Raw genomic sequence first — 18,322 nt, 5'->3', positions numbered from 1 at the left:
ATTAGGATTTTTACGAGGAGAGCCATGAACCAAGCACTGACCGATCGGACGCGTATTCGCCGCGTTGCCAACAACGCGCAATACGACAGCGCCATGCTGCACGCCATCATCGATGATGCCTATTTGTGTCACATCGCCTTCAGCGACGGCAAAGGCGCGCACTGCATCCCCACGGCCTGCTGGCGTGAGCACGATCATCTTTACATCCACGGATCCAACGGCAGCCGCATGGTGAAACGCCTGCTGGAAAGCGAATGCTGCGTGACCATCACGCATCTGGATGGACTGGTGCTGGCGCGGTCGGCATTCAGCCATTCGATGAACTACCGCTCGGCCATGGTCTACGGCCGTTTTGAAAAGGTGGAAGATGCCGGAGCGCGGCAGGCGATGGAAGCGTTCATGGAGAAGATCGTTCCCGGCCGCCAGGCCGACGTCCGTCCCGGCTCGGACAAGGAGTACGCCGCCACGACCGTGCTGCGCATCTCACTGGCGGAAGCGGCCTGCAAAGTGCGCAGCGGCGGCCCGAAGGATGATGAGGAAGACCTCAGCTGGCCGGCATGGGCCGGTGTACTGCCGTGGACGCGCACAGCGCTCGCTCCGGAGCCGGCGCCAGACTGCGGCATCGAAGCCCCCTTCTACGTGCGAGACTGGCAGCGCGGCGCCTAAGCGTCCGGTCCCGCCACCGCCCGCTGCTCGCGCCACCACAACGCCAGCATCGACAGCGCAAACAGCACGCCAAACGGCGCAATCGGCAGCGGTGCGCCAACGGCGGGCGGTGGTGCGACGTTAGCGATCGCCCGCGCCGCGTATTGCTGCGTGGCGTCACGGCGCAGGGCCTTTTGCCATGCGGGCCAATCGCCCCGCGCATACACATATGCCAGCCCCGGCGCCGCCATGCCATCCGCGCCAAACTTCACCCAACCCGCCTTTCGCGGCCAAAACGCCGCACACACGCCATCCGCCTTGTCAGTGCGCGGCTGCAGCGACAGCGCCGCGTAGCCCTCGGCCAACAGCGCGGTCCCGGCCTTCACGCCCTGCACACATACCTCGCTGCGCAACCCCGGCACGGGCATCGGATCATTCAACTGCCACGCTGTTTTCTGCACGCCAGCGAGCGCAATACCGTCCATGGCCGATTGCCACCACAAGGCCAAAGCCCGCGGCGCGCTGATTGCATACTTATGCCAATCCGCCACGCCGATCCACACCACGCGGCCCGCCCCCAAAGCGCGCTGCCAAAGCCAAGCCTGCCGCTTGTCATCACGCGCCAGCACAGTCCACGGCACCGCAACGCCAGCAGCGGGATTCAGCCAGGCCGGCGGCATGGATAGCGCCTGGCCGAACTGCCGCATGTCTTCCTTCTCCGTGGTCGGCGACTGCGGCTGCAAGCGCAAGCCAAAATCCCGCTGCCACACGCCGGCGTCCGCAGCGTTCCCGCCCAACACCACCAGCGGCGCACCTTTGGCCGTCTGCGCCATCAACGCCGCGCGTGCCGACGGGCTCAGATGCTCGACGTAAGCCGCGTCGACAACCATCGCATTCGGCGCGGTCAAGTCGGCGCGCGGCGTCTCGCTGCGCGCTATCGCCTTGCCCAATGTGACGTTCCAGTCGAGGATCGCACCGCCGTCCGCCAGCAACTGATTCAACACCCGTGCATCGAATGAGGGGGCATCAAAACGGCCCTGAATCTGCAGCGGCAACGGCTCCTTCACTTGCAAGGGAATCGGTCCCTGGGCGATGTTATTCCCGTTGGCATCCAGCAGGCGCGCTTGCAGCACCATGGTTTCCGCCACCGGCGGCAGCCACTGCACCGACAACTGCCCGGCCGACGATGGCCCGGAATCCGCCAATACCTGCTGGTTCTCGGCCAGCAGCTGCAAGCGCCACACCGCCTTCGTATCGGAGCGCCGCGCGGACAGCGTAAAAATACGTCCCAGCGACATCGAACGCGGGAAGTCGAGCCACAGCAAATCCGCAGGCGCGGGTTTCCATTTCAGCGCGCGCGCAGGCAAGTCACGCCATTCCGCTTCTCGCACGCCATCGCCACGCAGCACGATGCCGGCGGCGGCGGGGATTGCCAAGCGGTCGGCATCACTGATGCGGCCCGTTTCCGTGCTGACCAGGAGCGGCCTCGCGGCGGCGGCAGGCAGACGCACATCCGCCAGCGTGACGGCGAGCGCGGCGCCAGCCAGACCGGCCAGCAGCGCGTCTGGCCAGCGGCGCTTGCGGCCATACAGCACGGCGCTCACCACGCCCGCCACCAAGGCGCCGAGCGATGACGCCCATGCCGCCAGATCGGTAGCCATCATCATTTGCCCTGCTCCTTACCCTGCCACGCCTGGCGGAATGGTGAATCCACGGCAGGCCGTGCCTGCAACAACACCGGCGCATCATTCAGCGTGCCGCGCAGCCAGGCTCGCAGCCCGGCGCGGCATGGCACGCAACCATCCTGTACATCCTGCACCGCGCGCTGCGCGTTGAGTTTCTGTTCCCGATCGGAGATGCGCGCGGCGATGGTGTCGCGCGCCGCCTTGCTCCACAGGGCCGGTAGCGCACCGTCCTGCGACAATGCCTGCACCAGATCCCGCACCTCGGCCGGCACCGTTTCGTTGACCACGCCTTGCGCGCGCTTGTAGCTCATGGCCCCGACCATATCGCCGGTCATGCGTTTCTCTTCTTTCAGCGCCGGCGGCACGAAGGCCGTGCGGTGCAGGTAGACGCGTTCCGCGGCTTGCAGTTCCTTGATGGCTTCCAGCGCCTTGTACTCTGGCGGCAGGGCGGTCTTCGGCGAGACCGCGCGCAGCGATTTTTCCGCATCCCACATCGCGGCCAGCGCGCGCTTGAGGACTGCCTTGGTTTGCGGGTCGAAAATCGTCGCGTTATCTTGCTGGTCGTGGGCGTGGCCAAACTCTTTCATCACGGCGATTTCGCCGCCGGCCTTTTCGCCTCCGTGCTCGTGATGCTCATGATGTTCGTGCTCTTCATCGCCAAACAGGCTGGATTCTTCACCAAGGAACTGGCCATAGCGCAAGCGCAACGTGGCCTGGTCCGCGGCGATGCCTTCGCTGCGGCCGCGCAGCGTGGCGGCGGACATGTTCGGGTTGGCCTTCAGGTCAGCCACCAGCTGCTCGGTGTCGATGATGATCTGGCGCTGACTGCGCAGGTTTTCCGGCTTGGTCATCGATGGCAAAGCGGTGGCGTCAAGGCTTTCGGCGTCAGGCCCCGGCAGGCGCAACGTGTAGGTTGGCGATTGCGCGGTGTGCGGATTGTCCGGCGCGTTGTCGGTGGCGCGAACGAAGAAGTAGAGTTCATCGCCGGGCTCCATGCCGAGTTCCGCCAGCGTCCATTGTTTTTTCCACTGCCGCGATTTTGGATCGGACGATTGCGGTAGCGGCACTTCCTTGTCGCTGAAGCGGATGTTCTCGCCGCTGCCGCGTGCAAGCGTCATGTGCAGGCTGGCGCGGACGACGGCGTAATCGTCTTTTGCGCTGACGGCGATGGTGACCGACTTGGCGTCTTTCGGCATCAGGTGGATCAGTTCCACCGGTTCGGTAACAACCACCTGCGGCGCCTGGTCGAGCGTGACGCGGATGTTGTAGCGGGTGGCATTTTTGCCGCGTGTCCGCCAGAAGAGCGAGTCTTCAACGCGGAGTTTCGCACACGCCGGTGTAATGATCAGCGTCTGGCCGTCACCCAGTTCGACTACCGGCTGCGCGCCGGACGCATTGCGGACGCACCATTCTACTTCGGCATATTGCGGCACCTGAATGTCACGCGCACCGGTTTCAAAAGCTACCACGCCGGTGTATTTCGGCGGCATCACGCGCAGATACACTTCACCATCGATGATGGGTTTATTGGCATGCGCGGCCACCGGCGGCTGCGCCTGGGTGGCCGATTGTCCATGCCACATCCATGCTCCACCCGCAGCTAGCAGGCCCAGTGCAATCGGCAACATGGCGACGCCGACGCGCGCGCGGGCGATGGCTTTGTAGTCGTCTTTCGTCAGAATGCCGGCGAGACGGGCTTGCAGGCGTTGTTGCTGAAGTTTGGCGATCACTGTTCGGGCCTCGGCGGCGAGCAGGTTGCTGCTATCTTCCAACTGTGGAATGGCGGCGTTCAGCCACGACGTCCATTGGCTGTCGAATCGTTGGCGCCAGCGAACGGCATCAGCGATCAGCCAGATTGCCCAGACAGCGATAGCGGCCAGCGCTGGCGTGCGCGCGACCGGCGCCGCGATGGCGACGAGCAGCATTGGCGCGAGTGCGGCCAGCCATTGCGGTGCACGGCGGCGCAGAATGGCGGCCCAGAGGCGATTGCGCAGATGATCAGTTGCGCCGGGCATGAGTCAGTATCCGTTCAAGCATGAAGAGGACCAGCAGCACGACGCCCAGCCACATCACCGGCCTGGCATTGACGATGGCGGGCAATGCGCTGCGAGCAGCGGCGAAGGTCTGCGATGGCGTGGCGTAGGCAGGCGCGGGACCGGGAGACAACTTCTGCCATGCTTCGTAGAGCGCGTGCGCGGTGTCGGCGTCGCGTGGCGGGAAGGCGTCCGAGGTCCACAGCCGGCCGCGCGGCGAGTCGGCATATTTCAGCGTGATGCCATTGATGATCAGCGTTGAGGCCTTGGCCAGTTCGGGGAAGGCTGAGGTGGATGACGACGAAACCCACCAATGCGGAGCGTGCCAACCGGCCGGCGGCTTCGCGTTCAGCGCATCCCAGACGATCAGCGTCGTCGCGGCCCCCGGTTCGGCGGCAAGCGTGTAACGGTTGGCGCGATTGCCGGCGCTGTCAAAGGCGGCGAACAATGATCGCCATGCCTGCTGGCTCGTCTCCTGCGCAGCCAACGCGACATGGCTTTCGGAGGCCGCTACGGCGGTGCTCTGACCTGCGGTGGTGCGCAGTTCGACCGGATGGCTGAACTGCGGCAGACGGGCGGGCATGGCGAGCTGGTTGGCGCGGGCGACGATCAGCAGTTTTGCATCGGAGCGCCAATCACGCTCGTGTTGACGCAGCCATGCCAGGCCATCTTGCGGCAGCGGCAAGCGCGTGGCGCCACCAAAGCCAGCGGCGGCGATTTGCTGGTCCACCCATGCGCGATCGGCGCCAGCGTCCACCAGCACGGTGTCGCCGCGCCACGGGAAGATGGTGGCTGCCAGCCACGCGATCAAGGCGATCAGCATCAGGCAGCGCATCAGCAGCAGCAATTTGTCGCGCCATTGCCAGACCCGCAGTTGCTCCGGCGGCGCCGATGGCAGGAAGCGCGCCGTCGCCAGCGGTTCGGCCTTCAGACGCTGACGTTTCTGGCGATGCCACCAGATTGGCAGCAGCAAGACCGGCAGCGCCAGCCACCACAGCGGATAAGAACTCAAGATCATTTTGCGCGCGCTCCCGCAGGTTGCAGCCAGCTGCGCAACACGCTGTTCAGCGGCTGCTCAATGCGCGCTTCATAGTGGACGATGTTATGTTGACGGCAGCTGGCCACAACGCTGTCGAAGTGCGCGCGGCTTTGCTGCTTGTAGTGTTCGCGGTCGGCGTTGCTCATGCGGTGCAAGCCGTCGTCGCGCTCCGGATCGCGGTAGCCGGTGCCGGTTTTAAAGCTGGCGTCGAATTCCGCTTGCGTGCGCAGCGTGAGCAGGCGTACATCGTGGCGCATGTTCCGCAGGCGCAGCAAAGCTTCGCTGAGCGGCGATGGCCAATCCAGAAAATCGCTGGCGGCGAAGATCATGCTTGGAGCGCGGGCGAAATGCAGACTGGCGCGCAGCGTCTCGGACGATGGCAGGTTGCCTTGCGGCGTAGCTCCGTTCAACGCGGCGAGTACCCGTTGCAGCTGGCGTGGTCCGCGCGCGGCGGGGGTGAATTCGACCGTGCCGCCGGTGCAGATGACCAGACCGAAGGCGTCCCCCTGGCGCTGGGCGATGGCGGCGACGCAGGCCAGCACGGTGCGCGCGAACCACAGCTTGTCCACGCCGTTGATATCGCGGCTGGGTTCCGCCATCGATGCGGTGGCGTCCAGCCAAAGCCAGACGGCGACATGGCTGTCGCGCTCCGCCTCGCGCACGAAGTAGCGGTCGGCGCGGGCCAGCAGCTTCCAGTCCACGCGGCGCCATTCGTCGCCCGGCGCATAGGCGCGGTACTCGGAAAACTCGACGCCGGCGCCGCGCTCGCGGCCCGCATGAATGCCGTGTCCCAGTCCTGCCAGAACGTGGCGGATCACCAGTTCCAGATCTCTGGTCCGGGCCATCATGGCCGTCATATTTGCGCTCGCCGAAACCTGCATTATTCTGGGCGGATATGCTCGCGCAGCGCTTGCAGGATGTCGGCGATGGCCACGCCGTCCGCTTCCGCCTCGAAGTTACGCAGCACGCGGTGCGCCAGCACAGGCAGCAGCATCTCTGCGATGTCATCGCGCGTGACGGCCAGGCGGCCTTGCATCAGCGCGCGCGCTTTGGAGGCCAGCACCAGCGCCTGGCCAGCACGCGGACCGGCGCCCCAGCCGATGTGCTTCCGCACCGCCGGCACCGTCGTCAGCGATGGACGTGTGGCGCGCACCAGCCGCGTGGCATACGTCACCAAATGGTCGCCAATCTCGATATCGCGCACCAGCTGCTGCAAGCGCAGCAACGTCGCCACATCCATCACCGGCTCGGCGTCTTTGAGGCCCGCATGCGTGGTGGCGGCGACCATGGCGATTTCTTCCTCCTCGCTCGGATACACCACATCGATACGCAGCAGGAAGCGGTCCAGCTGCGCCTCCGGCAGCGGATACGTGCCGGCCTGCTCGATCGGGTTTTGCGTCGCCAGCACAAAGAAAGGCTTGGGCAGCTTGTGCGTCTGGCCGGCAAAGGTGACTGAACGCTCCTGCATCGCCTCCAGCAGCGCCGATTGCGTCTTCGGCGGCGCGCGATTGATCTCGTCGGCCAGCAGCACCTGCGTGAACACCGGCCCCTTTTGGAAACGGAACTCGCGCTTGCGCGTCGCATGGTCCTCTTCCAGAATCTCGGTGCCGACGATATCCGAAGGCATAAGGTCCGGCGTGAACTGCACGCGATGGAAATCCAGATCGGTCGCCTGCGACAGCGACTTCACCAGCAGCGTCTTGCCCAGTCCCGGCACGCCCTCCACCAACGCATGACCGCCCGCCAGCAGGCAGATGATCAGCGAGTCGATCACGTTCTCCTGACCGATGATCACGCGCGACATGCTGGCCTTGAGCGCCTTCACCTTGGCGGTCAGTGCGCCGATTTCATTTTCGCTCCAGGCGATAGCCCCATCAGCCATTACTAAGCTCCCAACGCATATTGAATGATATTGACCGCAAAGCGGGTGTTGTCGATCGCGAGAAACCGCTTGTTACGGAAGTCGTAATCCCACTCGCAGCCGTAGTCCTTGTTGCTGTATAAAAGCCGGACACGCCCGCCCATCTCGATCGCCTTCAGGTAATCGTGCACCAGATCGTCGCCCCAGCCGTTCAATTCCACCGAGGTGTTCGGCGGGCCGTCTTCAAACTTGAAGAAGCATGAGTAGATCGGATGATTGTTGGGGATCTTGCGCAGCGTCTTCGGCCCGAAAATACGGGCGACTTCAGCCTCGAACGATTTCGCGAACAAGCCGTCGATGTCGTGGTTGCAGTCGTCCACGAACAAAAAGCCGCCGCCCTTGATGTAGCGTTCCAGATTCTTGCGCTCTGCCGCCGTGAACTGCACCAGCTTGTGGCCGGCGAAATAGCAGAACGGCGCCTCCAGCATCTTCGGGTCGGACAGCGCGACGATGCGCTCAACGGGATCAACCCGCAAGGTCGTGTACTCGACCAGCGAATTGAGCACGTTGCTGGGCATGCGGACATCTACGTCCCAGTCGCCCGACTCGTAAGTCAGGCGCGTGAAATAGAAGTCGTAGGAGGCCACGCGCTTTTCCCTGAACCTTACACCGCGTCCGACAGCGACGTGAAGTTAAAGTCGCGCACCTTCATCGCCGGAATCAGCATCTGATAACGCACCTCATCGCCGCCGATCACCACCGGCTTGCCCAGCTCATCGATGTTGTTCAACATCGTCACCGGACTTTCGTTGAAACGGAAGTTCTTGACCGGATGCTTGATCTTGCCGTTCTCGATGTAGAACGTGCCGTCGCGCGTCAGGCCGGTGAGCAGCAGCGATTGCGGGTCCACCATGCGGATATACCAGGTCCGCGTGACCAGAATACCTTTCTTGGTATTGGCGATCAGCTCCTCGGTCGACTTGCCGCCGCCCGCCATGATCATGTTGCCGTGGCGGCCGACGGCGCGCTGGCCCTGCTTGGCGGCCCAGTAGCGGGTGTAGTCCAGCGACGCCACCTTGCCGTTCTTGATCACGTCCGCGCGTTCGCGCGACAGCATCGCCTGGCTATCCCACGGCAGCACCGGCACCTCCGGATTCCACGGGTCGGCGTAGATATTGACCTGCTCATCGAACAGCTTCTCGCCCAGGCGGTTGCCGCCGCCCTTCTTCGACAGAAAACTGCGGCCCTCGTCGGCCCGGCGCGCATCGAACGCGCCGAACATGCGGCCGATGATTTCCGATGTCGCGGCCGGCTCCAGAATCACGGTGTAGCGGCCCGGCTCCAGCGCCTTCGCCTCCACCGATTTCAGTGCCTTCTCGATGGCGATCGCGGACGCCTCGCTGGCGTCGAACTTGCGGGCATCGTTGGCGGAGCGGGTCACCCAGCCGGAGCCACGGCCATCCTCGGTACGCGCGGTCACGGTGAAACCCAGATTGCTCAGGGTCTGGTAACCGAATACGCCGTTCGAGTTGGCCACCGTTTCAAAACCGGTGGTATCGCTGAAGAATCCCGCAGCGATCAGCCCCTGCTTGCGCGCAGCGTTGATGCTGGCCGCCGCCACTTCCGCGCGATACTCCGGATCGATGGCGGCCGTGGCCTCGCTAAACGTGGCGGACGGCTTGTACTCCTGCTTTTTAATCGCCGGCAGGAACTCCGGATTCTCCGGCGCCAGCCGCGCCACGTCTTCCGCGCGGCGCACCACTTTCTCCAGCGACTTGTCGTCGAACTCATTGATCGACGCCGTGCCCTGCCGCTTGCCGAAAGCGACGCTGACGGTCAGCTCCGTATTCGTATTCAGACCCGCGGTCGATACGGCGTTGCGCGCATAACGTACGTTGCCGTTGCGGGCACCGCTGATCTGCACGCGGCATTCATCGGCGCCGGACAGCGACATGACCTTGTCGCAGATGCGTTTTGCTTCTTCCTGGTTCAGCATCTTCATCGTTGCTTATCCTATTTTGCGAGCGGTGTTGATCACGTTGACGCCATTGAAACGCGTGGTCGGCGAACCATGCGACACGGCGCTCACCTGGCTAGGCTGGCCCTTGCCGTCGAAGAAAGAGCCGCCCATGCGCCAGTCGCGTTCATCGCACAGCGCCGAGCAGGCGTTCCAGAACTCCTGCGTGTTCGACTGATAGGCCACGTCTTCCAGCTGGTTGACGATCTTGCCGTTCTTGATCTCGAAGTACAACTGGCCGCCAAACTGGAAGTTATAACGCTGCTGGTCGATCGAGAACGAGCCACGGCCCAGAATATAGATGCCCTTCTTGACGTCCTTGATCATCTCGTCCGGCGTCAGTTTCTTCTTGCCGGCTTCCAGTGACACGTTCGGCATGCGCTGGAACTGCACGCTGCTCCAGCTATCCGCATACGAGCAGCCGTGCGATTCCTTCTCGCCGATGACGGCGGCCTGATCGCGCGTGGCCTGGTAGTTGACCAGAATGCCGTTGCGGATCAAGTCCCAGCGCTTGGCCGCCACGCCTTCATCATCGTAGCCGACGAGGCCCAGCGATGCCGGCGTGGTCTTGTCGGCGACGAAGTTGACCATGTCGGAGCCGTACTTGAAGTTCTTGCTCTTCCATTTGTCCAGCGTGGCGAAGCTGGTGCCGGCGTAATTGGCCTCGTAGCCCAGCACGCGATCCAGCTCGGTGGCGTGGCCCACGGATTCGTGGATAGTCAGGAACAGGTGTTCCGGCGACAGCACCAGATCGTACTTGCCCGGTTCGACCGTTTTCGCGGTCAGCTTCTCGCGCGCCTGGCGACCGGCCGCGCGCGCGTCTTCGATCAGGTCATACGCGCCCTTGTACAGCGTGGTCACGTTGCCGGCGGCCTTGACGCGGTTTTCCGGTTTGCAGTCGAAGAATTCATAGCCCATGCTGACCGGAGACGACAGGCCGTCGCGCGTGCGGAACTTGCCGCTGGTTTTATCGACAGCGGTGGCGGTGAACGGCGACCACAGACGGTGCACGTCCTGGTCGATGTAGGAGCCATCGGTGGAGGCGAAATACTTCTGCTGGTTCACCTGGAACAGGTTGGCCGCCATAAAATTGGCGCCCGCATCCAGGCCCGCCTTGTTCGCCGCCAGCAGCAACTCAGCCTTTTCCTTGATCGGCACCGCGCGCCAGTCCTTCTTGAACGGCGTGGCCCACGCCACTTCGCCGACGCCCTTCACCGGCGCCAGCACCACCGGCTCGGTTTGCAGCTTGGCGTTGGCGCGGGCAATGGCGACCGCCTGGCGCGCCGCATCGGCCACCGAATCCAGCGTCATGATGTTGGTCGAGCAGAAGCCGTAAGCGCCATTGGCGATCACGCGCACGCCCACGCCGGACGATTCGGTGTTGACGATGTTTTCCACGTTCAGGTCACGCGTGGTGATGAACTGGTTCAGGTAGCGGCCGATGCGCACGTCGCAATACGAGGCGCCGGCCTTGGTGGCCGCGTTCATCGCGGCATCGGCCAGCGACTTCTTGAACTGCACCGCCATGGGGTTGAGCAGTTCCTCGGCAGCGATGGCGTTGCCGAAGACCGGGACCAGCAGGCTGCCGCCAGCGGCGGCGCCCACTTTTAAAAATGTACGACGTTCCATTACACCGCGTCCGACAAAGAAGTGAAGTTAAAATCACGGACCTTCATCGCCGGAATCAGCAACTGGAATTGTGACTCGTCGCCCGACAGAATCTCCGGCTTGCCGATTTCATCGATGTTGTTCAACATCGTCACCGGGCTTTCATTGAAGCGGAAGTTCTTGATCGGATGCTTGATCTTGCCATTCTCGATGTAGAACGTGCCGTCGCGCGTCAAGCCGGTCAGCAGCACCGACTGCGGGTCCACCATGCGGATATACCAGGTCCGCGTGACCAGGATGCCCTTCTTGGTGTTGGCGATCAGCTCCTCGGTCGACTTGCTGGTGCCGGCCATGATGATATTGCCCGGCGTGCCGATGGCGCGCTTGCCCTGCTTCTTTGCCCAGTACTGCGAGTAATCCAGATTGGCGATACGGCCGTTCTTGATGATGTCCTGACGCTCGCGCGCCAGCATGCTGCCGGTATCCCAAGGCAGCACGGCGACATCCTTGTCCCAAGGGTCGGCCCACACATTGACCTGCTCATCGAACAGCTTCTCGCCCAGACGATTGCCGCCGCCCTTCTTCGACAGGAAACTGCGGCCCTCGTCGGCCGAACGCGCGTCGAAGGAATTGAACATATACGCCAGCACATCGGAGGTCGCCGCCGGCTCCAGAATCACCGTGTAGCGGCCCGGCTCCAGCGCCTTCGCATCCACCGAACGCAAGGCCTTCTCGATGGCGACATCCGACGCGGCGCGCGCATCGAACTTGCTCACATCGCCCACGCTGCGCTTGACCCAGCCGGAACCACGGCCGTCTTCGGTACGCACCGTCAGCGTGAAGTCCAGGCCCGTGTCGGTCTGATAGCCGAACACGCCGTTGGAGTTGGCGATGGAAGTGAACTGCGTGCTATCGGTGAAGAAGCCCGCCGCCACCAGCTTGTTCTTGCGCGAATTCTCGATGCTGTACGCCGCCACCTGCGCGCGGAAGTCCGGATCGATATCGGCGGTCTTCTGGAAGAAGGTCTGCGTCGACTTGTATTCCTGCTTGGTCGGCGTCGGCATGAACTCCGGATTTTCCGGCGCCAGGCGCGCCAGGTCTTCCGCGCGGCGCACGGCTTTTTCCAGCGACTTGTCGTCGAATTCATTGATCGAAGCGGTGCCCTGCTTCTTGCCGAAAGCGACCGACACCACCAGTTGCGTGTCCTCGATCAAACCGGCGGTCGATACCGCGTTGCGCGCGTAGCGGATATTGCCGCGACGGTTGCCGTTGATGGTCACCTCGCACTGATCGGCCTTGGTCAGCGACAGCACTTTATCGCTGATACGCTTGGTCTCTTCTTGACTCAGGAATTTCATATTGTCTCTCTCCAGGGCTTAGCCGATCTTGCGGGCGGTATTGATAACGTTGATGCCGTTGAAGCGCGTGGTCGATGCGCCGTGCGACACGGTGGATACCTGCGACGGCTGGCCCTTGCCGTCGAAGAAGGAGCCGCCCATGCGCCAATCGCGCTCGTCGCAGATGCCCACGCAGGCGTTCCAGAACTCCTGGGTATTGGATTGATACGCCACGTCCTCCAGCATCTGGCCCACTTTGCCGTTCTTGATTTCGTAGAACAGCTGGCCGCCGAACTGGAAGTTGTAGCGCTGCTGGTCGATCGAGAACGAACCGTCGCCAACGATGTAGATGCCCTTTTTGACGTCCTTGATCATCTCGTCCGGCGTCAGCTTCTTCTTGCCCGCCTTGAGCGACACGTTCGGCATGCGCTGGAACTGCACATTGGCCCAGTTGTCCGCATACGAGCAGCCATGCGACTCCTTCTCGCCGATGATGTGCGCCTGGTCGCGCGTGGCCTGGTAGTTGACCAGGATGCCGTCCTTGATGATGTCCCAGTTCTTGCACTTGACGCCTTCGTCGTCGTAGCCGACCGCGCCCAGCGAGCCTGGGATGGTCTTGTCGGCTTCGATGTTGACGATGTCCGAACCGTATTTGAATTTCTTGCTCTGCCATTTATCCAGCGTGGCGAAACTGGTGCCGGCGTAGTTGGCCTCGTAGCCCAGCACGCGATCCAGCTCGGTGGGGTGGCCGACCGATTCGTGGATGGTCAGCCACAGATGCTCCGGCGTCAGCACCAGATCGTACTTGCCCGGTTCAACCGACTTGGCTTTCAGCTTGGCCTTGGCCTGCTTGCCGGCCAGGCGCGCATCCTCGATCAGGTCATACGATTTGGTGTACAGCGTGGTCACGCCGCCGGCGGCCTGCAGCTTGTGCTCCTTGCGGCCGTCCAGATATTCGTAACCCATGCCGACCGGCGCCGACAGGCCCTGGCGGGTGCGGAACTTGTTCTCTTTCTGGTCCACGGCGGTGGCGAAGAACGGCATCCACAGGCGATGGATATCCTGGTCAATGTAAGAGCCGTCGGTGGAAGCGAAGTACTTCTGCTGATTCACCTGGAACAGCAAGGACTGCATGAAGCTCGCGCCGCTGTCCATGCCGGCCTTGTTGGCGGCGATCAGCAACTCGGCCTTGTCCTTGATGGCGACGGTGCGCCAGTCCTTGACGATGGGCGTGGCCCACGACACTTCACCCACGCCTTTAACCGGCGCCAGGATCAGGGGTTCGGTCTGCAGCTTGGCGTTGGCCTTGGCGATGGCGACAGCCTGGCGCGCGGCGGCGGCCACGCCGTCAGGCGTCATGTCGTTGGTGGCGGCGAAGCCGTAGGCGCCGCCGGCGATCACGCGCACGCCGACACCGGCCGATTCGGTGTTGGTGATATTTTCCACGTTCAGATCGCGCGTGGTGAGGAACTGGTTCAGGTAGCGGCCCACGCGCACGTCGCAGTACGAGGCGCCGGCCTGGGTGGCGGCCGTCATCGCGGTGTCGGCCAGCCCTTTCTTGAATTTGAGGTCCACTGGCTTGAGCAGTTCTTCGGCGGCGATGGCGCGGCCGAAGGTGGGCAGCAACATGGTGCCCAAAGCCAGACTACTGATATTGAGGAATGCACGTCGTTCCATATTCTCTCCAACATTGTTGTGGGCCAGCCGCCCATATGGCTGAATATCCGTCGCTTGTTCTAAGGTTTTTGCAATATTAGCGTCGGGTCAAGTACACCAATTGCAAAATGTATGCCATCCGCTGGCGTTGCGCAAGCGGCAATTTGTACTGTCCGAAGTGTCCGTTTGAGTGTCCGAAAAGTGTCCGCGGGGTGTCCACCGGGTGTCCTCCGATGATCCGTGCACCGGCGAAGTGCGCACGCCTTTTCGCTTGACCTGTTTGCGTGCTTGGCCGATGATCGCGCTCACCACCACACTTCAGGAGATTGTGCATGAAACGATTTGTATTGGCGGCTTTGGCCACCACCATGCTGATGGGCGCGAACAGTGCCGCATTGGCGGACGATGCGCTGAAAGCGGCGATCGCCGCGCCGACGCGCACGCCGGACAACGTTAAACGCGACGTCTATCGTCACCCGTACGAAACGCTGACCTTCTTCGGCATCAAGCCGAATATGACGGTGGTGGAACTGGCGCCGGGCGCCGGCTGGTACACCGAGATCCTGGCGCCCTACCTGCGCGACCACGGCAAGCTGATTACCGGCGGCAGCGACCTGGCCTCGCCGAACGAGAATGAACGCAAGGGCGCCGAGCGCTTCATGGCGCGCCTGAACGCCAAGCCGGAAGCCTACAACAAGGTCGCCGTCGGCGTGTTCTCGCCGGGCCGCAAATATGAGCTGGCGCCGCCCAACAGCGTCGATATGGTGCTCACCTTCCGCAATATCCACAACTGGATTCCGCTTGGCCCGGAGAAGATGAAAGACCTGTTCAGCAACCTGTACACGGTGCTCAAACCAGGCGGCGTGCTGGGTGTGGAGGAACACCGGCTGCCGGCGTCGAAAACGCAGGACGCCACCGCCAGCACCGGCTACATGCACGAGGCTTATGTGATCAAGCTGGCGGAGGACGCCGGCTTCAAACTGGCAGGCAAGTCGGAAGTGAACGCCAATCCGAAGGACACGGCCGATCACAAGAACGGCGTGTGGGCGCTGCCGCCAACCCTGACCAACAAGGATGAGGACCGCGCCAGGTATCAGGCCATCGGCGAGAGCGACCGCATGACGCTCAAGTTCGTCAAGCCCGCCAAATAAGCAAGTCCGGGTATGGGGGCAAGCCCCCATACGACTTTAAAAGCGCGTGAACTTGCTTTCGTCCGGCGCGCTGTCGCTGGCCAGATTCAGCGCGCGCGCCGGGCGCGCCGGCGTGGCGGCCTTCAGCGCCGCCGGGCGCCGCGCGGTCATGCGTGGCGCGTCATCCACGGCGTACTGTTTAAACACCGACATCAAGCGCCGCAGCTGTTCCGCCTGCGCGCTCATTTCCTCGGACGTCGCCGCCAGCTCCTCCGAACTGGCCGCATTGACCTGCGTGGTCTCGCTCAACTGGATCACCGCGCCATTGATCTGCCGCACGCCGGAACTCTGTTCTTCCGACGCCGCCGCGATCTCCTGCACCAGTTCCGAGGTCTTGCGAATATTCGGCGCCAGCTCGTCGAACATGGCGCCGGCCTGCTCCGCCAGCTTGACGCTGTCCGCCGCCACCTCGCTGATTTCCTGCGCCGCCACCTGGCTGCGTTCGGCCAGCTTGCGCACCTCGGCCGCCACCACGGCAAAGCCCTTGCCATGCTCGCCGGCGCGCGCCGCCTCGATCGCCGCGTTGAGCGCCAGCAGGTTGGTCTGGTAAGCGATATCGTCGATGATGCCGATCTTGCCGGCGATCTGCTTCATCGCCGACGCGGTGGCCTTCACCACCTCGCCGCCGCGCGCCGCCTCCACCGCCGCCTGCGTGGCGATACCGTCGGTGATCTTGGCGTTCTCGGTGTTCTGCGCGATGGAGGCCGTCATCTGTTCGATCGAGGCGCTGGTTTCCTCCACGCCCGCCGCCTGTTCGCTGGAGGCCTGCGACAGCGACTGCGCCGTCGCGCTGACTTCCTGCGAGGAGCTGGACAGCCCGACCACCACCGCCTGCACCTCGCGCACAATCGCCGTCAGGCTGCGGCCTATCCACACCGCCAGCACGCAGCCGAGGATGGCGATGACCACGTCCATCGTCAGGATGATCTGCTTGGCCGACTGCGTGACCTCGCGCATGGATTCTGACTCCTGCTGCGTTTCGGCCTCGTTTACCTTGAGCAGCTTGCGGAAGGCGTTCGCGATAGCCTCATCGGCACCCTTGATGTTCTTGTCCATCTCCAGCGCCGTCATGCCCTTTTCGTGCATGGCTTCCAGTTGCGTCATGCTATGGTCATAAGCCTTGACCCCAGCCAGCACTTCGCCCAGCAGCAGATTCTCCTCATTCGACAACGGACCGGCCTCGCGGTAGACCGTCATCTCCTTTTCGATGAGACCCATCTCGGTGCGGAATTGCGCGTTGCTGTCGGGCCCGCGCAGGATGTAATTTTTGAAGTGACGCACGGCGCGGCCATGCGCGGTCACGCCTTCCAGCACCGCGTTCTTGCGGGCCAGCGTGACTTTTTCGAAGTCGCTCCAATGAGCGTGCAGCGATGCCAGCTTGCTGAACGCGACAAGGCCCAGCATCACCACCAGCAACACAATCAGGCCAAACCCGGCATGCAGCCGGGTCTCCATTTTCATTTGCTTGAACATGGGTTTCTACTCCTAAAGGACGCGAATCAACATGCATTGTGAACCATTATGAACGCTCAAATCTCGCTAAAACTCACCGTGTCGCGGTCAGAATTTGACGAAGTGCGACTCATCCGGCTCGCTCACTTCAGTCATGCGGCGGCTGGACGCCACGCCCACCGCCGGCCGCTGATGACGCGGCGGCTTGCGCGTCAAAACCGGCGTGCGCACCATGCGCGTGCCTCCGGCCAGTTTGAAGAACGACATGGTGTGCTGCAGCTGCTCCGCCTGGCCGCTCATCTCTTCCGCCGTCGCCGCCAGTTGCTCCGAGCTGGAGGCGTTGTGCTGCGTGGTCTGGCTCAACTGCGTGACGGCGGCGTTGATCTGTCCCACACCGGCCGACTGCTCTTCCGATGCGGCGGTAATCTCCTGCACCAGATTCGAGGTGCGGCGGATATTCGGCACCATCTCGTCCAGCAGTTGCCCGGCCTTCTCGGCCAGTTGCACGCTGCTCGACGCCACCTGTTCGATTTCCTGCGCCGCCACCTGGCTGCGCTCGGCCAGCTTGCGCACCTCGGCCGCCACCACGGCAAAACCCTTGCCATGTTCGCCGGCGCGCGCCGCCTCGATCGCCGCGTTCAACGCCAGCAGGTTGGTCTGGTAGGCGATATCGTCGATGATGCTGATCTTCTTGGCGATCTGCTGCATCGCCGCGACGGTCGACTTGACCGCCTCGCCGCCTTCCGACGCCTCCACCGCCGCCTTGCTGGCGATGCTGTCGGTGACCTTGGCGTTTTCGGTGTTCTGCGAAATCGACGCCGTCATCTGCTCGACCGAGGCACTGGTCTCCTCGGTACCGGCGGCCTGCTCGCTGGCCGCCTGCGACAAGGCCTGCGCGGTGGCGCTGACCTCCTCCGAGGCCGAGGCCAGCGCCTCGGCGCCGTTATTCACCTCCTGCACCACCTGCGACAGTTTTTCGATCATGCCCTTCATCGAGGACAACAGGCTGCTGGTGTCGCCCGGCTTGAGCTGGACATCCACCGCCAGATCGCCCTCCGCCACCTGGCGCACAATGGCCGCCACATACGAGGGATCACCGCCCAGCTGCTTCATGATGCCGTGCAGGATCAGCAGCCCGATCACCACCAGCAGCGCCAGCGCGATCCCGGACGCCAGGTACATGGTCTTGAGCGCGCTGGCCGATGCGACTTCCGCATTGAGCACATCACCTTCGCTGTACTGAATGTTCAGCGCCACCAGCTTGTTGAGGCTTTCATCCGCCGCGCTAAACGCCGCGCGGTTTTCGGCCAGCGTTTGATGCATCGCCGTGAACAGCTCGCGGCGCTTGGAGGGCTCGGCGCGCACGATCTGATTGCCCAGGTCCGTGATGACGGTATCGCGCTGCTTCCAGGCTTCCCACTGCTTGACGAAATTCTTCCATACCGCGGCTTCCTCGGTCTCCTGCGGCAGCGGCTCATACACCTTCCACGCCTTGTCGGCGGTGGCCCAGGCCTCCTGCTTGTTCTTGAGCTGCTGAACGAGGTCAGTCATCTCGTCCGGATACGCCGACATCGCGTCGATGGCGCGACTGGCCGAGCGCACCGCCGTCTTCGCCTCGTTGATGATCAGCAGCGACTGCACCGACGGCATGCGGTTCCTGCCTATCTGTTCCAGCATGACGCTCTGCGTCTTCATGCCGGAGAAGGCGATCAGCATCACCGTCAGCAAAGCGATGACTGCCACCGCCAGCAACATCAAAATCTTGGTACGCACCTGCAAAGTCGATAGCATGATGTTTC

At 63.1% G+C, this 18,322-nt stretch carries 14 protein-coding genes; 2 read left to right on the top strand and 12 right to left on the bottom strand.

Going from position 1 to position 18,322, the window contains the following annotated elements; translation table 11 throughout:
* Positions 1–24 precede the first annotated feature (24 nt).
* A complete protein-coding gene (locus GTP44_RS17700; RefSeq protein WP_161020475.1) occupies positions 25–666 on the top strand; it encodes a pyridoxamine 5'-phosphate oxidase family protein in 642 nt (213 codons plus the stop codon).
* On the opposite strand, the gene GTP44_RS17695 is transcribed toward GTP44_RS17700, so the two are convergent.
* Genes GTP44_RS17695 through GTP44_RS17650 form a run of 10 tightly spaced genes read right to left on the bottom strand, consistent with a single transcriptional unit; the run spans position 663 to position 13,902 of the window.
* Positions 663–2,312, bottom strand: a complete 1,650-nt coding sequence (locus GTP44_RS17695; RefSeq protein WP_229256967.1) for a hypothetical protein — start codon at positions 2,310–2,312, stop codon at positions 663–665. The genes GTP44_RS17700 and GTP44_RS17695 overlap by 4 nt on opposite strands.
* A complete protein-coding gene (locus GTP44_RS17690) occupies positions 2,309–4,345 on the bottom strand; it encodes a DUF4175 family protein (protein WP_161020474.1) in 2,037 nt (678 codons plus the stop codon). The genes GTP44_RS17695 and GTP44_RS17690 overlap by 4 nt, the downstream gene beginning before the upstream one ends.
* Complete coding sequence (locus tag GTP44_RS17685) at positions 4,329–5,381, bottom strand: BatA domain-containing protein (protein ID WP_202424128.1); 1,053 nt, start codon at positions 5,379–5,381, stop codon at positions 4,329–4,331. The genes GTP44_RS17690 and GTP44_RS17685 overlap by 17 nt, the downstream gene beginning before the upstream one ends.
* Entirely contained in the window at positions 5,378–6,259 is an 882-nt protein-coding gene (locus GTP44_RS17680; protein ID WP_229256966.1) for a DUF58 domain-containing protein, read from the bottom strand. The genes GTP44_RS17685 and GTP44_RS17680 overlap by 4 nt, the downstream gene beginning before the upstream one ends.
* A 23-nt stretch (positions 6,260–6,282) precedes the next feature.
* A complete protein-coding gene (locus GTP44_RS17675) occupies positions 6,283–7,284 on the bottom strand; it encodes an AAA family ATPase (protein ID WP_161020472.1) in 1,002 nt (333 codons plus the stop codon).
* Positions 7,285–7,286: 2 nt separating this feature from the next.
* Positions 7,287–7,910 (bottom strand): DUF4159 domain-containing protein, encoded by a 624-nt coding sequence (locus GTP44_RS17670; RefSeq protein WP_161020471.1) that lies wholly within the window; start codon positions 7,908–7,910, stop codon positions 7,287–7,289.
* A 17-nt stretch (positions 7,911–7,927) separates the two neighbouring features.
* Positions 7,928–9,265 (bottom strand): TldD/PmbA family protein, encoded by a 1,338-nt coding sequence (locus tag GTP44_RS17665; protein WP_160992302.1) that lies wholly within the window; start codon positions 9,263–9,265, stop codon positions 7,928–7,930.
* Between the two features lie 6 nt (positions 9,266–9,271).
* Positions 9,272–10,909: a TldD/PmbA family protein gene (locus GTP44_RS17660; protein ID WP_160992301.1), complete on the bottom strand. Its 1,638-nt coding sequence runs from the start codon at positions 10,907–10,909 to the stop codon at positions 9,272–9,274.
* Positions 10,909–12,246 (bottom strand): TldD/PmbA family protein, encoded by a 1,338-nt coding sequence (locus tag GTP44_RS17655; protein WP_161020470.1) that lies wholly within the window; start codon positions 12,244–12,246, stop codon positions 10,909–10,911. Before GTP44_RS17655 ends, GTP44_RS17660 begins: the two co-directional genes overlap by 1 nt.
* Before the next feature lie 18 nt (positions 12,247–12,264).
* Positions 12,265–13,902 (bottom strand): TldD/PmbA family protein, encoded by a 1,638-nt coding sequence (locus GTP44_RS17650; protein WP_161020469.1) that lies wholly within the window; start codon positions 13,900–13,902, stop codon positions 12,265–12,267.
* A 311-nt stretch (positions 13,903–14,213) separates the two neighbouring features.
* Between GTP44_RS17650 and GTP44_RS17645 the strand changes: the two genes are divergently transcribed.
* On the top strand, positions 14,214–15,032 hold the full coding sequence (locus GTP44_RS17645; RefSeq protein WP_161020468.1) for a class I SAM-dependent methyltransferase: 819 nt from the start codon (positions 14,214–14,216) through the stop codon (positions 15,030–15,032).
* Positions 15,033–15,068: 36 nt separating this feature from the next.
* On the opposite strand, the gene GTP44_RS17640 is transcribed toward GTP44_RS17645, so the two are convergent.
* Together GTP44_RS17640 and GTP44_RS17635 are read right to left on the bottom strand one after the other, a co-directional pair.
* Positions 15,069–16,544, bottom strand: a complete 1,476-nt coding sequence (locus tag GTP44_RS17640) for a methyl-accepting chemotaxis protein (RefSeq protein ID WP_161020467.1) — start codon at positions 16,542–16,544, stop codon at positions 15,069–15,071.
* 87 nt (positions 16,545–16,631) lie between these two features.
* Positions 16,632–18,314, bottom strand: coding sequence for a methyl-accepting chemotaxis protein (locus GTP44_RS17635; RefSeq protein WP_161020466.1), 1,683 nt, complete (start codon positions 18,312–18,314; stop codon positions 16,632–16,634).
* Between the last annotated feature and the right edge of the window lie 8 nt (positions 18,315–18,322).

This window comes from Duganella lactea, assembly GCF_009857505.1.
GTDB lineage: Bacteria > Pseudomonadota > Gammaproteobacteria > Burkholderiales > Burkholderiaceae_D > Rugamonas > Rugamonas lactea.
This window is presented reverse-complemented; position numbering and strand designations above follow the sequence as displayed.

What these genes read in the sequence shown, in the direction of transcription:
- GTP44_RS17700 (WP_161020475.1), top strand. Translation starts at nt 25, where the DNA reads ATGAACCAAGCACTGACCGATCGGACGCGTATTCGCCGCGTTGCCAAC.
- GTP44_RS17695 (WP_229256967.1), bottom strand. Translation starts at nt 2,312, where the DNA reads ATGATGATGGCTACCGATCTGGCGGCATGGGCGTCATCGCTCGGCGCC.
- GTP44_RS17690 (WP_161020474.1), bottom strand. Translation starts at nt 4,345, where the DNA reads ATGCCCGGCGCAACTGATCATCTGCGCAATCGCCTCTGGGCCGCCATT.
- GTP44_RS17685 (WP_202424128.1), bottom strand. Translation starts at nt 5,381, where the DNA reads ATGATCTTGAGTTCTTATCCGCTGTGGTGGCTGGCGCTGCCGGTCTTG.
- GTP44_RS17680 (WP_229256966.1), bottom strand. Translation starts at nt 6,259, where the DNA reads ATGACGGCCATGATGGCCCGGACCAGAGATCTGGAACTGGTGATCCGC.
- GTP44_RS17675 (WP_161020472.1), bottom strand. Translation starts at nt 7,284, where the DNA reads ATGGCTGATGGGGCTATCGCCTGGAGCGAAAATGAAATCGGCGCACTG.
- GTP44_RS17665 (WP_160992302.1), bottom strand. Translation starts at nt 9,265, where the DNA reads ATGAAGATGCTGAACCAGGAAGAAGCAAAACGCATCTGCGACAAGGTC.
- GTP44_RS17660 (WP_160992301.1), bottom strand. Translation starts at nt 10,909, where the DNA reads ATGGAACGTCGTACATTTTTAAAAGTGGGCGCCGCCGCTGGCGGCAGC.
- GTP44_RS17655 (WP_161020470.1), bottom strand. Translation starts at nt 12,246, where the DNA reads ATGAAATTCCTGAGTCAAGAAGAGACCAAGCGTATCAGCGATAAAGTG.
- GTP44_RS17650 (WP_161020469.1), bottom strand. Translation starts at nt 13,902, where the DNA reads ATGGAACGACGTGCATTCCTCAATATCAGTAGTCTGGCTTTGGGCACC.
- GTP44_RS17645 (WP_161020468.1), top strand. Translation starts at nt 14,214, where the DNA reads ATGAAACGATTTGTATTGGCGGCTTTGGCCACCACCATGCTGATGGGC.
- GTP44_RS17640 (WP_161020467.1), bottom strand. Translation starts at nt 16,544, where the DNA reads ATGTTCAAGCAAATGAAAATGGAGACCCGGCTGCATGCCGGGTTTGGC.
- GTP44_RS17635 (WP_161020466.1), bottom strand. Translation starts at nt 18,314, where the DNA reads ATGCTATCGACTTTGCAGGTGCGTACCAAGATTTTGATGTTGCTGGCG.